Raw genomic sequence first — 17,151 nt, 5'->3', positions numbered from 1 at the left:
AGAGTGATTCACCAAACAAAAGGAGCAACCTATGTGGTTTGAAACGTTAATGGGGTTTCGCGAAGAAACACCCGAGCAAGTCAGAAGCAACCTATCCATCAACAATGGCGTGCTCCGCTCTAAAGTCAACGGTAAGGAATATACTCACGGCTTTTTGGAAACGCCCAGCTTAGGTGAATTACGTGAGCGCGTGCACTCCCTATCACTCCCCCAAAACAAACTCACTGTGCGCGAAGTCATTGGTGATGTACAAAAGCTGCATGCCGACACCGAAAACACCAATGCACTCTTTCAAGTAGCTTCGCAATTTAACCTGCTGGAAATGGTATCCCCTGAGAATACTCCTGAGCAAGGAGTCACAAGATATGAATACGATCATACGCAAGGGCCTGCCTGTGCCATTGCCGCCGGTGCAGGCACGATTTACCGAAATTACTGTGTAGAACTTGATGGGCAGATGGGTCAAACCGAACATCGCCAGCTAGATTGCTTGTCGGATCTGGGCGCTGCGCTGGGGAATACTGGTCAATATTGGAAAATGGTGAATGGCTATGTGCTAGCAACGGAGCAAGGTTTGCATGCCATCAACACCCAGCTATCGGGGCTTTCCGAAACCGATAGAGATACGCTAAGGCAGCGTTTAAGAATTGGTATACAGTGGAATACTGAAGTGACAATCTCGGATGATAAACCGCTAGTGACGCAGGTTTATTGCTCAGCACTACCGGTGGCTTATTCCGAGCACTCCAGCGAGCTGTGGCGCGACTTTGCACAATTGGTATTAGAAGCTGCCTACGAAGCAACGCTATGCGCGGGCATCTTGAATAGCCATAAAAATGGTAATAACACGGTTTATTTGACATTACTCGGTGGCGGCGCGTTTGGGAATGAAAATGATTGGATATTTAGAGCGATTCGCCGCGCTTTAGATCGGTATCAGCAGGCCGATTTGGATGTCGCCATTGTAAGTTATGCTCGATCAAATTCAGCCGTTCAGAAGCTTGTTACGGATTGGTCTGAGTATTCAAAAAACGGCAATATCTCGTAATACTTGGCTAACAAATCCAGTCTGGTAAAGCGCAAAGACTCAGGACTTTCCAAAATCAAAGGGCTTCCAGCAATAAGTTTAGCTTTAGGGTGACGAACTCAGCCTGCAAAGCAATTCCTCCGTCACCTGCAGCTTTTCACTCTTTAACACCCCCGTTTAACCAGAATCCACTCTTTTACACCGCATTTACAATTCTCAAACACAGATGCTTGGACATTGCGAACTGCAATGCTCTAGGATTATTGCATCAAATCATAGTTGTCTGAGGAGCCATCATGTTTACAACCGCCATGAACTTTGCGCTGGGCGAAGAAATCGAAGCATTGCGCGAAATGACCTACCGTTTTTCTCAGGACAAAATCGCCCCGATTGCCGAAGAAACCGACCGCAGTAATGACTTCCCTGCCCACCTCTGGAAAGAGTTTGGCGACTTGGGTTTACTAGGTATTACTGCCGACCCTGAATATGGCGGCAGCGGCATGGGCTATTTAGCACATGTAGTGGCAGTAGAAGAAATCAGCCGTGCATCTGCCTCGATTGGCCTTTCCTTCGGCGCGCATTCAAACTTATGCGTTAACCAAATCAACAAAAACGGCACCACGGCCCAAAAAGAAAAATACCTGCCAAAACTAATCTCGGGTGACTACGTTGGCTCGCTGGCCATGTCTGAGCCCGGTTCCGGTTCGGATGTCGTTTCCATGAAGTTACGCGCCGATAAAAAAGGTGATCACTACATCTTAAATGGCAATAAAATGTGGATCACCAACGGCCCTAATGCCGATGTATTAGTGGTCTACGCCAAAACCGATATGGACGCTGGCCCTCGCGGCATTACTGCGTTTCTGATTGAAAAAGGCATGCCCGGATTCAGCACCGCACAAAAGCTCGATAAACTCGGCATGCGTGGCTCCAATACGTGCGAGTTAGTGTTTGAAGATTGCGAAGTGCCCGAAGAAAATATTCTGGGCGGCTTAGGCCGTGGCGTAAATGTTTTAATGTCCGGCTTGGATTATGAGCGCGTCGTACTGTCCGGTGGCCCAACCGGCATTATGATGGCCTGCATGGATATCGTGATGCCGTATGTGCATGAGCGTAAACAGTTTGGCCAAGCCATCGGTACTTTCCAGTTAATGCAGGGCAAATTGGCGGATATGTATACCACCATGAATGCCTGCCGTGCCTATGTCTATGCTGTCGCGGCGGCTTGTGATCGCGGTGAAACCACTCGTAAAGATGCCGCTGGGTGCATTCTGTATTCTGCAGAAAAGGCGACACAAGTAGCACTCGAAGCCATCCAAACGCTTGGTGGTAATGGCTATATTAATGATTATGCAACGGGTCGTTTATTGCGCGATGCCAAGCTGTATGAAATCGGCGCTGGCACCAGTGAAATCCGCCGCATGCTAATCGGTCGGGAACTGTTTGCGGAGACTGCCTAATGTCAGTACTCGGCTCATCCATCTCCACGCGTTCGCAGGCGTTTAAAGACAATCAGGCGGCCATGCTCGAAGCCATGTCAGTGGTGAAAGAGGCCGCTGATCTGGCCCAAAATGGCGGTGGTGAAAAATCGCGTCAACGCCATTTAGATCGTGGAAAACTGTTGCCACGTGACCGTATTGCCACCCTGCTCGATCCTAATTCGCCGTTTTTAGAAGTCGGACTATTTGCCGCACACGGTTTATACGATGGCGCAGCACCCAGCGCTGGCGTGATTTGTGGCGTGGGTCGGGTCTCTGGTCGCGAGTGCATGATCGTGTGTAACGATGCCACGGTTAAAGGCGGCACTTACTACCCGATGTCGGTTAAAAAGCATTTGCGCGCGCAAGAAATTGCGGTGCAAAACAATCTGCCGTGTATTTATCTGGTGGATTCTGGTGGTGCTAACCTGCCGAACCAAGATGAAGTATTCCCTGATCGCGATAATTTCGGGCGCATCTTCTTCAATCAAGCCACCATGTCAGCCAAAGGCATTCCACAGATTGCCGTGGTCATGGGCTCCTGTACGGCGGGAGGTGCTTATGTGCCTGCGATGTCGGATGAAACCATTATCGTTCGAGAGCAAGGTACTATCTTTCTAGCGGGACCTCCATTGGTCAAAGCTGCCACAGGTGAAGTGGTCAGCGCTGAAGATTTGGGTGGTGCCGATGTGCACACTCGCCTCTCTGGCGTCGCCGATCATTTTGCTCAGGATGATGCTCACGCGCTGGCAATTGCCCGTCGCGTAGTCGCTAATCTGAATCGCCCAAAATGCGTTGATAATATCGAACTAGCTACTCCGGAAGCGCCACTGTATGACCCTGAAGAAATTCTCGGTGTAGTACCGGCAAGTCTGCGCACACCTTACGATATTCGTGAAGTTATCGCTCGCACGGTGGATGGCTCACGGTTTGATGAGTTTAAAGCGCGTTATGGCACGACGTTATTGTGTGGCTTTGCGCATGTACAAGGCATTCCGGTCGGCATTATTGCCAATAACGGCGTGCTGTTTTCCGAGTCTGCAGTAAAAGGCGCGCACTTTGTTGAGCTGTGCTGCCAACGCAAAATTCCGTTGGTATTCTTGCAAAATATTACCGGCTTTATGGTTGGGCAAAAGTACGAAGCGGGCGGTATCGCCAAAGACGGCGCTAAGCTAGTGATGGCAGTGGCCAATGCTCAAGTGCCAAAACAGACTTTATTAGTCGGCGGCAGCTTTGGTGCCGGTAACTATGGCATGTGTGGCCGTGCTTACGATCCACGTTTCTTATGGACTTGGCCCAATAGCCGCATCTCGGTAATGGGTGGCGAGCAAGCCGCTGGCGTATTAGCCACCGTAAAACGAGATGGTATTGAGCGCAATGGCGGCAACTGGTCAAGCGATGAAGAGGCCAGCTTCAAGCAGCCAATCGTCGATCAATTTGAAGCACAAGGTCACCCGCTCTACGCCTCCGCCCGACTCTGGGATGATGGCATTATCGACCCGCGAAAAACCCGCGATATTATTGCGCTGTCGTTATCCGCCGCACTCAATCAACCGATCGCTGACACACGTTTCGGCGTGTTCCGCATGTGATGCACACCACGATACTAGAGGAGAAAACCAGCCTTGTTTAAGACCATACTGATTGCCAATCGTGGTGAAATTGCCTGCCGTGTTATGCAGACTGCACAAGCCTTAGGCGTGCGCTGCATTGCGGTTTACTCCGATGCTGACCGCAATGCCAAACACGTTGCCATGGCCGATGAGGCTTATCGCCTAGGCCCTGCGCCAGTAAATGAAAGTTACCTCAAAGCCGATGCCATTATTGCAGCCGCCAAAGCCAGCGGCGCTGAAGCGATCCATCCGGGTTACGGCTTTCTCTCGGAAAACCCTGAATTTGTAGAAGCCTGTGAAGCAGCGGGAATTATCTTTATTGGCCCATCTGCCTCCGCGATTCGCGCCATGGGCTTAAAAGATGCCGCTAAAAAGCTAATGATTGAAGCCGGCGTAAAGGTGGTTCCCGGCTATCATGCGGATGACCAAACCCCTGCCTTACTTGCTGAAAAAGCCGCTGAAATTGGCTATCCCGTATTAATCAAAGCGCGTGCTGGTGGTGGTGGAAAAGGCATGCGTTTGGTTGAACGTGCGGAGGATTTTCTGGCACTACTCGACTCAGCTCGTCGCGAAGGCGAATCCAGCTTTGGCGATGGCCATGTACTGATTGAAAAATACATCACCTCCCCACGCCATATCGAAGTGCAAGTATTTGGGGATAGCCATGGCAATGTCGTGCACCTGTTTGAGCGGGACTGCTCCTTGCAGCGTCGCCATCAAAAAGTCATCGAAGAAGCCCCTGCCCCCGGCATGACCACAGAAATGCGCGAAGCAATGGGCTCTGCCGGAGTCCGCGCGGCGCAGGCGGTAAACTATGTCGGTGCGGGTACAGTGGAATTTATTGTTGATGCCTCCGATGGCTTGCAGGCTGATCGTTTCTATTTTATGGAAATGAATACCCGCTTGCAGGTAGAGCATCCTGTTACCGAAGCGATTACCGGACAAGATTTAGTCGAATGGCAATTACGTGTTGCTAGCGGTGAAAGCCTACCGTGTACACAAGATCAGCTCACGATTAATGGTCATGCCTTTGAAGCGCGGATCTATGCTGAAGATGTGCCTAAAGGCTTTATTCCTGCCACCGGCACGCTCAGTTATTTATCGTTGCCAGAAGCGACTGCACGCGTAGATTCTGCCGTGCGCAGTGGCGATGAGATCACCCCGTTTTATGACCCAATGATTGCCAAGCTGACAGTGCACGGTCCTACTCGCCAGAGTGCGCTGAATGCCATGGCTTCGGCTTTGAGTAAAAGTTTGGTCGCTGGCTGTGTCACCAATATTGGCTTTTTACATCGCCTGACTCAGCATGAGGACTTTGCAGCCGGCCGTGTGGATACCGGATTAATCGAACGCGATTTGGATAACCTTATTCGTAGCGATGCGCCGAATATCACCGTACTGGCGATCGCTGCATTAGCTAAATCCGGATGCTTTGATAAAAGCGAATCCAATGATCCTTGGGCGACTTTATCGCACTGGCGTCAATGGGGAGCCTCCACTCACCAACAAACGATTCACTGGCAGGACAACATCATTTCGGTCTCAATAACGGTAGATGGGCAGCACTTTAGTGCCAAAACTGATACTGAATCGTTAAGTGGTGATATCCTATCGTCAAGAAAACATACTGTAAGACTCGACTTAGATGGTCACATTGTTGAAGCGCAGCTGATACAATCGGCGCAAACACTAACCATTTTCTATCAATCATCCAGTTGGCAAATTGACTTGCCAGACCCGTTAACCATTGCTGACGCAAGTGCTGGCAGCAGTGATCGCATCACGTCACCGATGCCGGGACAAATCAAACTGGTGAGCGCCAAAACGGGTGACAGTGTCAATGCCGGCGATGTACTCATGGTGATGGAAGCCATGAAAATGGAACATACTCTGTGCGCCCCTTACGATGCAGTGATTCGTGAAATTACAGTGGAAGCCGGTGATCAGGTGGAAGGTGGTAGTGTCCTAATTCTCTTTGAAAGCGGAACTTAAACCATGTCAGACAAACATGTCACCATCTTTGAAATGGGGCCGCGCGACGGCTTGCAAAATGAGTCGGTAATGATTCCGGCCGCCAATAAGATTGAGTTGATCAATTTATTATCCGATTCCGGCCTGCAAAAAATCGAAGCCACCAGCTTTGTGTCGTCCAAATGGGTGCCTCAAATGGCCGATGCCGCTGAAGTACTTGCCGGCATAGATCGCAAAGCTGGAGTCGCTTATACCGCACTCACGCCCAATCTAAAAGGCTATGAAGCTGCGAAAGCATCCGAGGTCAGTGAAGTCGCGATCTTTGGCGCGGCTTCGGAAACCTTTAGCCAGAAAAATATTAACTGCAGTATCGAAGATAGTTTAGAGCGCTTCAAACCGATTATGCAGCAAGCCAAAGCGGATGGTATACCGGTGAGAGGCTACGTTTCTTGCGTGGTGGAATGCCCTTATGAAGGCGCTGTTGCTCCGGAAACTGTCGCAATGGTCGCGGCGAAACTGCTGGAAATGGGCTGCTATGAAATCTCACTGGGCGATACCATCGGTAAAGCCACACCTGAGAATGTAGCAACAATGCTGGAAGCCGTGCTTAAAGTTATCCCAGCTCATTTGTTAGCAGGTCATTATCACGATACCAACAACCGAGCGTTGGAAAATATTCAGACCAGCTTAGAAATGGGTATTCGTACCTTTGATGCCGCAGTTGGTGGCTTAGGTGGCTGCCCGTATGCGCCCGGCGCTAAAGGCAATGTATCCACCAGTTCAGTGCTCACCCTACTCTCAGGCTCTGGCTATACAACGGGTATCGACCCGATGAAACTGCACGCGGCTAGCGAATACATTCTCTCCGTTAAAAAACAATTGAGTAAAACGGCATGATAAGCACTCCGGACTTTGACAACCTGCAGATAAGTGTTGACCAGCGAGGGGTTGCGACTCTCACCTTAGCGCGCGAACAAAAACACAACGCCCTGAATGCCCAAATGATTCAGGAACTGCGTCGCGCTAGCGCTTGGTTAGCCGAAAATGAAGCGGTACGAGTAGTTATTCTGAGCGCTTTGGGTAAAAGCTTTTGCGCTGGCGGCGATTTAAGCTGGATGCAATCGCAGGCTGAAAAAGACCGTGCAGGGAAAATTGCCGAGTCCTCAGAGCTAGCCTTTATGTTGCGCGACTTGGATAGTCTACCGAAGCCATTGATTGCTCGGGTACAAGGGCAGGCCTTCGGTGGTGGCATTGGCATGATGGCCGTCTGCGACAGTGTGATCAGTGTGGATACCGCTCGCTTTGCGCTAACCGAAACGCGCTTAGGGTTAATTCCCGCCACCATCGGGCCTTATGTTGTGCGTCGCTTAGGTGAAGGCGCTGCCAGACAGGTGTTTATGAGTGGGCAGATCTTTAATGCCGAACGCGCTGTAACGCTAGGATTGGTCGCTAAAACCTGTAGCGTTGATGAGCTTGATGCCACAGTTGAAGCTGAAGTAATGCCGTATCTGGACTGCGCACCGGGCGCTGTAGCCGCAGCTAAAGCTCTATGCCAGCACTTGGCTAGAAACTCGGATGAAGACCAGTTGGATTATACCGCGGCTTGCTTGGCTGATCGCTGGGAAAGCCCCGAAGCCCAACATGGTATTGACTGTTTTTTCCGGCGCAAAACGCCAGAGTGGAAACAATCCTAAGATTTGCTGGCTTGTGTTAAACAGGCCAGCAATCTCTACTAGATTAAGTCAGGATGTGCTTTAGCAGCATCCTGAATATCATTTTCAATGGTAGATTCTGGACTCGCCCGCCAGAATCTTTTCCGCATTCAAATCCCCTAATGCCACTGACTTATCTCGGGGAATATAGCCATCTAACTGTAAGTGCATATAGCGCAAACAACACACTCGCAAAAAGGATGTGAAATTTCCCAAGTCATGTCCGGCATCAATGGATTCATGATACAAACGTGTGAGCATTTGTGGGGCTGTCATGCCATCGCGGGCTGCGATTTCATCAATGGTTCGCCAGAAATAATCTTCCAAACGCACACTCGTCACCATGCCATCGATTCTGAGTGACCGGGTGTGGCTCGCCCACATTTCTGACTTCGCATTAATGAATAATTTACACATGACAACCGCCTCCAAGCCTCTGACTTATTTCGATAATAGCGCCATAAACTGCTGCATCCAAGCAGGATGTGCTGGCCAAGCTGGCGCACTCACTAAATTGCCGTCGGTGACTGCAGAATCGATTGGAATCTCGCAATAGGCGGCGCCAGCCATTTCAACTTCAGGCTTACACGCTGGATAAGCGGAGACTTCACGGCCTTTTAACACACCCGCTGCTGTTAAAATCTGCGCACCATGGCACACAGCGGCTACTGGCTTATTGGTGTCAAAAAAGTGTCGCACCATCTCCAGCACGCGCGCATTCAAGCGTAAATACTCTGGCGCACGTCCACCCGGAATCACTAGTGCATCATAATCCGCAGGGTCGATATCGTCGAAAGTCGCATTCAGCGCGAAATTATGGCCACGCTTTTCGGTATAGGTCTGATCGCCTTCAAAGTCGTGAATACAGGTGGCAACCGTATCGCCCGCCTTTTTCTCGGGGCACACGGCGTGCACAGTATGACCAACAGCTAACAACGTTTGGAATGGAACCATCGTCTCATAATCTTCGGTGAAGTCACCGGTGATCATTAGAATTTTCTTACTACTCATGATGCTATCCTCCTGATTAAACACAGGACTTAACGGTAGCATGGAACGAAAATGAGGAGGTATTAAGGGATTAATACATCAATGATTTGCGAAAAAATTAATAAAAAGGCTGAAAATTGATTTTAGTCAAGGTAGGCAGAAGGAATGCGCTCTACACTTAACTCATCAAATCAAAAGTTATTCGGAGAAGAGCGTCATGGAATTTTTATTTAGCCAAACAGCCTTACTAAGCATCGTTACTTTAGTCGCAATTTTCGGCGGTATGGGATGGTTCGTTTATAAAATGTATGTTCTATCCGGAAAACCTGCTGCGAATGTAAACCTGACTAATGACAAGCATTCTCCACAGCACTGATCGCTCAGTGCAACGCGTTACAACTAACGCGCATTGGTCTCATCTGTTCACCCTATCTTGAGATTGATGCGCGTTAACTTATCTCTTTTTTTCCTTTTCAGGCTCTTCTAGCGCACGACGGGCATAATCTTGCTCTTCCGGTGAAATCTTGCCGACTTCTGTGCCATCCAAATCAAACCGCACTCCACCACGCGCCACATTTTGCAGATAGCTTTTGTGCTTAGCATGACGACGCAGCAATTTTTTAATTGCGCGCTTGCTGTAGTCCATATTCTTTTCAGCAACAAAAGCCGCTATCTGATCATCAATACCAATCGCTAGCGGACGTCGTCTGCGCCATACCGAAAAGGTCTCAGCCATAATTCGCTTTAGTTCGCGAGACTGTCTTTCAGCAGGTGATAGCAGGCTGTCTTTCTCGGCTTTTTTAGCCGCCGCAGACTGCATTTTCAATACGCGTTTTTTACCACGTACAAATTCCTTAACTTCATCGCCATTTTTATTGGTCTCAGTCGACAGAGCGCCGTCTTCTTTAGCCGCAGCGGGCTTGCGCTTTAGGGAGAGCTTTTTACGAGGTTTTTCATCGGTCATCGAAGTGATCCTGAATCTTTGATTCAATATTGAGCCATCATTATAACAAGTTTTTACTGTAATTCTCCCGTGAAATCGACTGATAATGCCAATCTAGGCAATCAAAACAGATGAATCACAGCGCCATAAGCCTGTGATAGACTGCTTTCCCTCACCTATCTGTCAAAGGAACGTCCTGATGAGCATGCAAGCCGTTCATCCTCTGAAGCGCCTGTTTAATTACTCACGCCAATATCGGCTTGATGTTATTAAAGCGACCATTTATTCGATTTTGAATAAGTTTTTTGATGTGCTGCCGGAAATTCTAATCGGGGTTGCGGTGGATGTGGTCGTCAACCGCCAAGACTCCTTTGTGTCTAAACTAGGCATTGCTGACCCTAAACACCAGATTATTTTATTGTCGATTCTCACCGCCTTTGTCTGGGCAGCTGAATCCCTGTTTCAGTATTTGTACAATTTGAAATGGCGTAATCTAGCTCAGAATCTGCAACATGACTTACGCATGGATGCCTATCAGCACGTACAGAAACTGGATATGGCTTGGTTTGAGCGAAACCGCAGCGGTAACCTGCTCTCAGTGCTCAATGAAGACATCAACCAGATGGAGCGCTTTTTAAATAGCGGCGCCAATGATCTGATTCAGGTGTTTGTTGGCTCGCTAATGGTGAGTGGTGTGTTCTTTGCCTTGACCAGTGAACTGGCGTTTTTAGCGCTAATGCCCATCCCATTTATTCTGCTGGGTGCCTTCTGGTTTCAAGGCCGTTTAGCACCGCGTTATGCTGCCATGCGCGCCGCTGCCGGTAATCTGGCAACTCGACTGAATAATAATCTCAGCGGTATTGCCACTGTGAAAGCCTATGCCGCTGAAGACTTCGAAGCTGAAAAAGTGCGTCAAGGTTCGGATGAATACCTCAAACGTAATAAAGAAGCCATTGTCTGGTCATCCGCCATTACGCCGGTTATTCGTATGGCCATTTTGGTAGGGTTTATCTTCACCCTACTCTATGGCGGCTTTATGACATTGAATGGCGAGCTTGGCGTGGGCAGTTACTCTGCGCTAGTGTTTCTGACTCAACGACTGCTTTGGCCTCTGACCCGCTTAGCGGATATGACTGATCTCTATCAGCGCTCCATGGCATCCATTGATCGCGTATTGGATATGCTACATACTCCGATTGAAATTAAATATGAGGGTAAACCGCTATCAGCCGCTGATGTGAAAGGCAAACTTACTTTTAACAACGTCAGCTTTAGCTATCCGGGGCAATCACAGTCTGCTATCACTGATCTCAACCTGACCATTAATGCCGGTGAAAATATTGCCTTTGTTGGCAGTACCGGTGGCGGTAAAAGTACCTTAATTAAACTGCTACTACGCTTTCATGACCCACAACAAGGCAGTCTCTGTCTCGACGGACAAGCCATTAATGAAATACAGCTACAGGATTTGCGCCGTGCGATTGGCTATGTTGCTCAGGATACCTTTTTGGCTGACGCAACCGTAGCCGAAAATATTGCCTATGGCAGCAATGATGTCTCGCGCGAAGCTATAATTGAAGCGGCTAAATCCGCCGAAGCCCATGAATTTATTAGCCAGTTACCCGAAGGCTATGACACTCAAGTCGGCGAACGTGGAATGAAACTCTCTGGTGGTCAGCGACAACGGCTAGCACTGGCACGTGCCATTTTAAAGAATCCACCTATTCTAATACTCGATGAAGCCACTTCAGCGGTTGATAATGAAACCGAAGCCGCCATTCAGCGATCGCTGGACCGTTTAATCGTTGGACGTACCAGTTTGATTATTGCGCATCGCTTATCGACTGTACGCCATGCCCATTGCATTCATGTCTTGGAGCATGGTCGCATTACCGAGTCTGGCACGCATGATGAACTATTAAAGTGTAATGGAAGTTATGCCATGTTGTGGCGCTTACAGACGGGTGAGCGCTAGAGCCGGCTACTTCACGAATTGCCATGGCGAAGCTGGAGCCTATGGAGATCACCTTATGGCTAACATGGAGTTTATGAGGTCATTACTCATAGGCTCCACTTTGGAACACATCACTTACCAATTAGCACTAATAAACCAAATCAGCACGCCAGCATTTAACAATACTGTCGCCCAAAGCACATAGCGAAACGGCACTTTCAGTGTTTTATGTCGCAACCACTGCTGAGCGACTAGCCCACCCGGCCAGCCACACGCTAAGGCCAATAAATGCAAGGTATTTTCAGGAGTTCGGCGGGTATTGCTTATCGCCGCTCGCTTATCTAGCCAATACGCAATAAAGGTCACGAGGCTCATCGCTGCGTAAGTCACGATAACGAACAATGGCAGTCGATCAGCCAGAGCCAAAGCACCAAGCGCTGCCATAAACACAGCCGCCAATGCGATCGAAAACGTGCGGATTTTCATTTATTGCGTCTCTTTTATATTATTAGAAATTAAGAGGGGTTTGAGGTTGGTTTTTCCAGCTGCAGTAACAGATCTGAGATTTCGCTCACTTTCTCTGTCACAACCGTTTCAGCATCATAAACACCGCGATTGTAAAAGTAGCTACCCATTTCTTTAGCAAAAAAATCGATTAGAAATTCCGCTTCAAAGCCACCAATATCCTGACCAAGTTCTTCGCTAAAGTAGCGCTTCACCTTATGTGCCATCTGCTCTTTTTCAGCTTGGCTGAATTGAATTTCATCCATGATAGTACCTCTTGATTAGGAGTTTTTAGGTTTTCGTTTCAACTAAAAACCATGCTATCACTAGAAACGGAAATAGACTCAGGGTTTCAAAGCAATTATTTCAACAGGACTAATCAGGCCATTGCTGATATTGCGAACCATATTTTTTACTTTTTGGGCGCTAGTATCGGGCATTAAGGTGTGCAGACCTAAAGCCGAAGGACCATTACCAGTCTTTGCTTTCTCCCGCATTTTTTCAAAGAGTGACAAAGCAAATTCACGGCGATTATTTTCAATCTCAATCGTAAACCCAGCTGCAATAAGCGCTTGCCGGTAAGCCTCTGCAGTCGCCAGATTACTACTAGCAGACTCTGTCGCCCAAGGCAGCGGGTAAAGCAAGTCACCCTCTACTTGCTGCATCACATCATAGAGTCCCAAACGCGCGCCGGATTTTAATACACGAAATATTTCAGTGAACAAAGCTGCTTTATCTTCGATATTCATGCCAACATGCAGCAGGTAAGCCCCATCAAAGGCATTATCCTGAAATGGCATATCCAGTGCGCTTCCCTGTTTGAGAGTCACCGAACTTTCAAGCTTTAGCCACTCGGAAAGTACATTACCCGTTTCAATGTATTCGGGCGTGAGATCAATGCCAGTAACCTGCGTATGATATTGGGAAGCGACATAACGAGCAGCCCCACCTAAGCCACAGCCGATATCTAGCAACTGGTCTTGGTCAGAGAAATGAAGTTGCTTTAGTAGATGATCCGTTGCAAGGCGGCCACCGATATGAAATTCATCAACGGGCGCAAGGTCTTCGAGGGTAACGGTATCGCGAGTTTTGCCAAGCTGAGGAAGTGCCGCTTCAATAGCACTCAGTAAACTGCCATGCCGGTAGTGTTCTGATAGCGACTGTTCGTGCGACATACTAAGCTCCTACTTAAGCGGGATTATCAATATCAATAAACTGATGTTCAATCCCAAACTGCTGGGCGAGATACTCACCCAAAGCCGGTGCGCCATAGCGTTCTGTAGCGTGATGACCGGCTGCAAAATAATGCACGCCATTTTCACGTGCTTCATGGGTAGTTTGCTCAGAAATCTCACCACTTACAAAAGCATCGACGCCTAACGCAATCGCCTGTTGGATATAAGACTGTGCGCCACCGGTACACCAAGCAATCGTTTTGATCGGATGATCACCGCCAGAAACGACGGTCGGCGTACGCTGCAATTGCTGCTGCATACGCTCTGCGAGTTCATTCACGCTAAGCGCTTGCTCAAGGTGGCCATAATCACCAACCCCTTCCGCATTCATCGCACCATCGCGAATAAAGCCTAGGCGCTTTGCCAGCTGTGCGTTATTGCCTAGCTCAGGGTGTGCATCAAGCGGTAGATGATAGCCTAATAAGCTAATATCGTTATCCAATAAGGCTTTAATCCGACGCTTTTTCATGCCGACAATACGCTGATCTTCACCACGCCAAAACCAGCCGTGGTGAACCAACAACACATCTGCATTGGCCGCAATGGCCGCATCGATCAAAGCCTGACTGGCTGTCACACCAGACACAATGCGTTGCACCTCCGACTTGCCCTCAAGCTGTAATCCATTGGGTGCGTAGTCTTTAAAACGACCCACGTCCAATAACTCATCAGCCGCTTGAACCAGCGTTTTCAGTGCAACCATCATTTAGTCCTTTATACGATACTCAGCAGAGCGAGCGTGTGCGACCAAACCTTCTCCACGCGCTAAGACTGAAGCCGTCTTACCCAAACGGGACGCGGCATCTGCCGAGCAGGAGATCAGCGAAGAACGCTTTTGGAAGTCATACACACCCAATGGCGAGGAGAAACGCGCCGTACGAGAGGTAGGCAATACGTGGTTTGGACCTGCGCAATAATCACCCAGTGCCTCAGACGTATAACGACCCAAGAAAATAGCGCCGGCATGACGAACTTTCTTAGCCACTTCCATCGCATCATCAACCGACAGCTCTAAATGCTCTGGTGCAACATAGTTGGCAACACTTAGAGCGTCTTCCATGTCTTCTGCCACAATAATCATGCCACGGCTTTTTAATGACTCACGAATAATCGCTTCGCGTGGCATTTCCAGCACCTGACGCTCGATACTAGCAACCACTTTATCGGCAAATGCCGCATCTGTAGTCACTAGAATCGCTTGCGCATCTTCATCGTGCTCAGCTTGTGAGAACAAATCCATCGCAATCCAATCAGGATCGGTTTTGCCATCACACAGCACTAGAATCTCAGATGGGCCAGCGATCATATCAATGCCAACCGTACCAAATACCATGCGTTTAGCGGTCGCTACAAAGATATTACCGGGGCCAACAATCTTATCGACCGGAGGAACCGTTTCCGTGCCATAAGCCAGTGCCGCAACCGCTTGCGCGCCACCTACTGTAAACACACGATCTACGCCAGCAACCGCTGCGGCCGCTAGTACCAGCTCATTCAGCTCGCCATCCGGAGTCGGCACCACCATGATTAACTCTGCGACACCGGCCACTTTGGCTGGCATCGCATTCATTAATACAGAAGATGGGTACGCCGCTTTACCGCCTGGCACATACAACCCAACACGGTCTAATGGTGTCACCTGCTGGCCTAAAATCGTGCCATCTGACTCGGTATACTGCCAAGATTCCAGTTTTTGATGCTCAGCATAAGCACGCACACGGCTAGCCGCTAACTCCAGCGCTTCACGCTGTGTAGGTTCAATGTTTTCCAGCGCTTGCAATAAACGCGCCTTCGGAACTTCCAGCTCAGCCATTGAGGTGGCTTGCATGCGATCAAATCGATTGGTGTATTCGATCAGTGCTTCATCACCACGCTGACGAACGTCATGCAGAATGCCGTTCACCGTATCAAAGACTTGTTGATCTGAAACGGTATCCCATTCCAGCAGTTGCTTTAGCGTGCTCTGAAAATCTGCATCACGAGTTGATAAGCGTCTTATATCCATTACTGATTCCGCCGTGTCTCCACCGCTGCTGCCAGTTGGCGTAACACTGTTTCAGTGTCTCCCCAATTGATGCACGCATCGGTAATACTTTGACCATAAGTGAGTGTACTCTTGTCCACTCCCTCACCTTTCTGATTGCCTTCTACCAAGTGACTCTCAATCATCACACCGCTGATATCATAACTACCGCTAGCGATTTGGTTAGCAATGTTCTTCGCTACTTTAATTTGATTTTGATGCTTCTTACGGCTGTTCGCATGACTGAAATCAACCATCAATGATGGCGACAGATTGTTTTTACGCAACTCGTCTGCCGCATCTTCAATGCTCACCGAATCATAGTTCGGGCGAATACCACCACGTAAAATCACGTGGCAATCTTCATTTCCAGCCGTCGTAAAGATCGCTGAACGACCTTCTTTGGTCACCGACAAGAAATGATGTGGCTTAGAGGCTGCTTTAATCGCATTGATCGCAATGTCCACATTTCCGTAAGTACCGTTCTTGAAACCGATCGGGCAAGAAAGCCCTGAAGACAATTCACGATGACCCTGACTTTCAGTGGTCCGCGCACCAATCGCACCCCAGCTGATCAGATCAGCCAGATACTGAGGTGAGATCAGATCCAAAAACTCAGTCGCGGCCGGAATGCCTTTTTCAGACAGCTCCAACAACAATTGACGCGCCACGCGCAGGCCTTTATTGATATTGAACTCACCAGAAATATCCGGGTCATTGATCAGACCTTTCCAACCAGTGCTGGTGCGAGGCTTTTCAAAGTAAACACGCATAACGATTTGCAGGTCTGCTTTCAGCTCGTCACGCAGTACCGCCAGACGATCCGCATATTCCAATGCCGCTTTGGTGTCATGAATTGAGCAAGGGCCAACCACCACGAGCAAGCGATCATCTTCGCCTTTGATAATCTTGTGCGCTTCTTCGCGTGCCTGAAAAACGGTGTTAGAAGCTGTTTCCGTTAGCGGAAATTCAGTCAGTAGTGTCGCCGGTGATAAAACTTCTTCCACGCCTGTAATCCGCAAATCGTCTGTATTGTGTTTCATAAATTGAGCCTCTTAGCTTCTATTGACCGCTTCCGATACTTTATCCAGTATGTGCTTAAGCGATGCATGCTTCATTTTCATTGATGCTTTATTGACTACCATCCGCGAGCTGATATCAGCGATATGCTCCTGCGGAATCAGGCCATTAGCGATCAAGGTATTTCCGGTATCCACCAGATCCACGATGCAATCAGCCAGACCCACAATCGGTGCCAGCTCCATTGAACCGTATAGCTTAATCACCTCAATTTGACGCCCTTGCTCGGCAAAATAACGCCGTGCACAGTTCACAAATTTTGTTGCAACTTTAAGCTCACCCTTTGGCAACTCGCGGCCTTCAATACCGGCAGTCATCAGCTTGCAGCAGGCAATCTTCAGATCCAGCATCTCATACAGGCCTTCGCCGCCGTGCTCCATCAGCACGTCTTTACCCACAACGCCTAAGTCCGCTGCGCCATACTCAACATAGGTTGGCACATCGGTAGCACGGATAATGACCAGCTTGATATCGTCACGAGTGGTATCCAGAATCAGCTTACGGCTGGTTTCCGGATCATCCAGTGGCACGATGCCAGCCGCTTTTAACAGCGGCACGGTCTCTTTAAAAATACGCCCTTTGGACAGCGCAATAGTAATTGTATCTGTCATGCTGTAGTCC

18 protein-coding genes are annotated in these 17,151 nt (G+C 48.9%); 8 read left to right on the top strand and 10 right to left on the bottom strand.

Translation table 11 applies throughout. From position 1 onward, the window contains the following. The first annotated feature begins 31 nt into the window (after positions 1-31). The 6 genes from LEUMU_RS0103005 to LEUMU_RS0102980 all read left to right on the top strand — a co-directional run bounded on the left by LEUMU_RS0103005 (position 32) and on the right by LEUMU_RS0102980 (position 7,783). Positions 32-1,048: a hypothetical protein gene (locus LEUMU_RS0103005; protein WP_022950802.1), complete on the top strand. Its 1,017-nt coding sequence runs from the start codon at positions 32-34 to the stop codon at positions 1,046-1,048. Positions 1,049-1,323: 275 nt separating this feature from the next. Then, a complete protein-coding gene (locus LEUMU_RS0103000; RefSeq protein ID WP_022950801.1) occupies positions 1,324-2,487 on the top strand; it encodes an isovaleryl-CoA dehydrogenase in 1,164 nt (387 codons plus the stop codon). Continuing rightward, entirely contained in the window at positions 2,487-4,097 is a 1,611-nt protein-coding gene (locus LEUMU_RS0102995; protein ID WP_022950800.1) for a carboxyl transferase domain-containing protein, read from the top strand. Before LEUMU_RS0103000 ends, LEUMU_RS0102995 begins: the two co-directional genes overlap by 1 nt. 33 nt (positions 4,098-4,130) lie before the next feature. Further along, positions 4,131-6,110, top strand: a complete 1,980-nt coding sequence (locus LEUMU_RS0102990) for an acetyl-CoA carboxylase biotin carboxylase subunit (RefSeq protein ID WP_022950799.1) — start codon at positions 4,131-4,133, stop codon at positions 6,108-6,110. A 3-nt stretch (positions 6,111-6,113) separates the two neighbouring features. Next, complete coding sequence (locus LEUMU_RS0102985) at positions 6,114-6,986, top strand: hydroxymethylglutaryl-CoA lyase (RefSeq protein WP_022950798.1); 873 nt, start codon at positions 6,114-6,116, stop codon at positions 6,984-6,986. Beyond that, positions 6,983-7,783, top strand: a complete 801-nt coding sequence (locus tag LEUMU_RS0102980) for a crotonase/enoyl-CoA hydratase family protein (RefSeq protein ID WP_022950797.1) — start codon at positions 6,983-6,985, stop codon at positions 7,781-7,783. The genes LEUMU_RS0102985 and LEUMU_RS0102980 overlap by 4 nt, the downstream gene beginning before the upstream one ends. Positions 7,784-7,867: 84 nt before the next feature. On the opposite strand, the gene LEUMU_RS0102975 is transcribed toward LEUMU_RS0102980, so the two are convergent. Together LEUMU_RS0102975 and LEUMU_RS0102970 are read right to left on the bottom strand one after the other, a co-directional pair. Beyond that, the gene (locus LEUMU_RS0102975) at positions 7,868-8,218 is read right to left on the bottom strand and encodes a ribbon-helix-helix domain-containing protein (RefSeq protein ID WP_022950796.1); all 351 of its coding nucleotides are present in this window, start codon (positions 8,216-8,218) and stop codon (positions 7,868-7,870) included. A gap of 24 nt (positions 8,219-8,242) precedes the next feature. Next, positions 8,243-8,812 (bottom strand): DJ-1/PfpI family protein, encoded by a 570-nt coding sequence (locus LEUMU_RS0102970; RefSeq protein ID WP_022950795.1) that lies wholly within the window; start codon positions 8,810-8,812, stop codon positions 8,243-8,245. 196 nt (positions 8,813-9,008) lie between these two features. Between LEUMU_RS0102970 and LEUMU_RS28715 the strand changes: the two genes are divergently transcribed. Continuing rightward, positions 9,009-9,167, top strand: a complete 159-nt coding sequence (locus tag LEUMU_RS28715; RefSeq protein ID WP_022950794.1) for a hypothetical protein — start codon at positions 9,009-9,011, stop codon at positions 9,165-9,167. A 78-nt stretch (positions 9,168-9,245) separates the two neighbouring features. On the opposite strand, the gene LEUMU_RS27735 is transcribed toward LEUMU_RS28715, so the two are convergent. Beyond that, complete coding sequence (locus tag LEUMU_RS27735; protein ID WP_022950793.1) at positions 9,246-9,755, bottom strand: ProQ/FINO family protein; 510 nt, start codon at positions 9,753-9,755, stop codon at positions 9,246-9,248. Positions 9,756-9,933: 178 nt separating this feature from the next. On the opposite strand from LEUMU_RS27735, the gene LEUMU_RS0102955 reads away from it, so the two are divergent. Then, positions 9,934-11,709, top strand: coding sequence for an ABC transporter ATP-binding protein (locus LEUMU_RS0102955; RefSeq protein WP_022950792.1), 1,776 nt, complete (start codon positions 9,934-9,936; stop codon positions 11,707-11,709). Positions 11,710-11,823: 114 nt separating this feature from the next. On the opposite strand, the gene LEUMU_RS0102950 is transcribed toward LEUMU_RS0102955, so the two are convergent. The 7 genes from LEUMU_RS0102950 to hisG all read right to left on the bottom strand — a co-directional run bounded on the left by LEUMU_RS0102950 (position 11,824) and on the right by hisG (position 17,141). Next, positions 11,824-12,174 (bottom strand): DUF1294 domain-containing protein, encoded by a 351-nt coding sequence (locus LEUMU_RS0102950; protein ID WP_022950791.1) that lies wholly within the window; start codon positions 12,172-12,174, stop codon positions 11,824-11,826. Between the two features lie 29 nt (positions 12,175-12,203). Then, positions 12,204-12,458, bottom strand: a complete 255-nt coding sequence (locus LEUMU_RS0102945) for a DUF2164 domain-containing protein (protein ID WP_022950790.1) — start codon at positions 12,456-12,458, stop codon at positions 12,204-12,206. Positions 12,459-12,536: 78 nt separating this feature from the next. Further along, positions 12,537-13,367 carry a class I SAM-dependent methyltransferase gene (locus tag LEUMU_RS0102940; protein ID WP_022950789.1) on the bottom strand — a complete coding sequence of 277 codons (831 nt, stop codon included), beginning with the start codon at positions 13,365-13,367 and terminating at the stop codon, positions 12,537-12,539. Positions 13,368-13,380: 13 nt separating this feature from the next. Beyond that, positions 13,381-14,130, bottom strand: a complete 750-nt coding sequence (locus LEUMU_RS0102935; RefSeq protein ID WP_026744435.1) for a Nif3-like dinuclear metal center hexameric protein — start codon at positions 14,128-14,130, stop codon at positions 13,381-13,383. Positions 14,131-14,133: 3 nt separating this feature from the next. Further along, positions 14,134-15,432, bottom strand: a complete 1,299-nt coding sequence (hisD, locus tag LEUMU_RS0102930) for a histidinol dehydrogenase (RefSeq protein ID WP_022950787.1) — start codon at positions 15,430-15,432, stop codon at positions 14,134-14,136. Then, on the bottom strand, positions 15,432-16,493 hold the full coding sequence (locus LEUMU_RS0102925) for a 3-deoxy-7-phosphoheptulonate synthase (protein WP_022950786.1): 1,062 nt from the start codon (positions 16,491-16,493) through the stop codon (positions 15,432-15,434). The genes hisD and LEUMU_RS0102925 overlap by 1 nt, the downstream gene beginning before the upstream one ends. Before the next feature lie 12 nt (positions 16,494-16,505). After that, positions 16,506-17,141 carry an ATP phosphoribosyltransferase gene (gene hisG, locus LEUMU_RS0102920; RefSeq protein ID WP_022950785.1) on the bottom strand — a complete coding sequence of 212 codons (636 nt, stop codon included), beginning with the start codon at positions 17,139-17,141 and terminating at the stop codon, positions 16,506-16,508. Positions 17,142-17,151: the final 10 nt, after the last annotated feature.

The organism is Leucothrix mucor DSM 2157 (assembly GCF_000419525.1).
GTDB lineage: Bacteria > Pseudomonadota > Gammaproteobacteria > Thiotrichales > Thiotrichaceae > Leucothrix > Leucothrix mucor.
Note: the sequence above shows the minus strand (reverse complement) of the source record. Positions and strands in the feature narration are given on the sequence as shown.

What these genes read in the sequence shown, in the direction of transcription:
- LEUMU_RS0103005 (WP_022950802.1), top strand. Translation starts at nt 32, where the DNA reads ATGTGGTTTGAAACGTTAATGGGGTTTCGCGAAGAAACACCCGAGCAA.
- LEUMU_RS0103000 (WP_022950801.1), top strand. Translation starts at nt 1,324, where the DNA reads ATGTTTACAACCGCCATGAACTTTGCGCTGGGCGAAGAAATCGAAGCA.
- LEUMU_RS0102995 (WP_022950800.1), top strand. Translation starts at nt 2,487, where the DNA reads ATGTCAGTACTCGGCTCATCCATCTCCACGCGTTCGCAGGCGTTTAAA.
- LEUMU_RS0102985 (WP_022950798.1), top strand. Translation starts at nt 6,114, where the DNA reads ATGTCAGACAAACATGTCACCATCTTTGAAATGGGGCCGCGCGACGGC.
- LEUMU_RS0102980 (WP_022950797.1), top strand. Translation starts at nt 6,983, where the DNA reads ATGATAAGCACTCCGGACTTTGACAACCTGCAGATAAGTGTTGACCAG.
- LEUMU_RS0102975 (WP_022950796.1), bottom strand. Translation starts at nt 8,218, where the DNA reads ATGTGTAAATTATTCATTAATGCGAAGTCAGAAATGTGGGCGAGCCAC.
- LEUMU_RS0102970 (WP_022950795.1), bottom strand. Translation starts at nt 8,812, where the DNA reads ATGAGTAGTAAGAAAATTCTAATGATCACCGGTGACTTCACCGAAGAT.
- LEUMU_RS28715 (WP_022950794.1), top strand. Translation starts at nt 9,009, where the DNA reads ATGGAATTTTTATTTAGCCAAACAGCCTTACTAAGCATCGTTACTTTA.
- LEUMU_RS27735 (WP_022950793.1), bottom strand. Translation starts at nt 9,755, where the DNA reads ATGACCGATGAAAAACCTCGTAAAAAGCTCTCCCTAAAGCGCAAGCCC.
- LEUMU_RS0102955 (WP_022950792.1), top strand. Translation starts at nt 9,934, where the DNA reads ATGAGCATGCAAGCCGTTCATCCTCTGAAGCGCCTGTTTAATTACTCA.
- LEUMU_RS0102950 (WP_022950791.1), bottom strand. Translation starts at nt 12,174, where the DNA reads ATGAAAATCCGCACGTTTTCGATCGCATTGGCGGCTGTGTTTATGGCA.
- LEUMU_RS0102945 (WP_022950790.1), bottom strand. Translation starts at nt 12,458, where the DNA reads ATGGATGAAATTCAATTCAGCCAAGCTGAAAAAGAGCAGATGGCACAT.
- LEUMU_RS0102940 (WP_022950789.1), bottom strand. Translation starts at nt 13,367, where the DNA reads ATGTCGCACGAACAGTCGCTATCAGAACACTACCGGCATGGCAGTTTA.
- LEUMU_RS0102935 (WP_026744435.1), bottom strand. Translation starts at nt 14,130, where the DNA reads ATGGTTGCACTGAAAACGCTGGTTCAAGCGGCTGATGAGTTATTGGAC.
- hisD (WP_022950787.1), bottom strand. Translation starts at nt 15,432, where the DNA reads ATGGATATAAGACGCTTATCAACTCGTGATGCAGATTTTCAGAGCACG.
- LEUMU_RS0102925 (WP_022950786.1), bottom strand. Translation starts at nt 16,493, where the DNA reads ATGAAACACAATACAGACGATTTGCGGATTACAGGCGTGGAAGAAGTT.
- hisG (WP_022950785.1), bottom strand. Translation starts at nt 17,141, where the DNA reads ATGACAGATACAATTACTATTGCGCTGTCCAAAGGGCGTATTTTTAAA.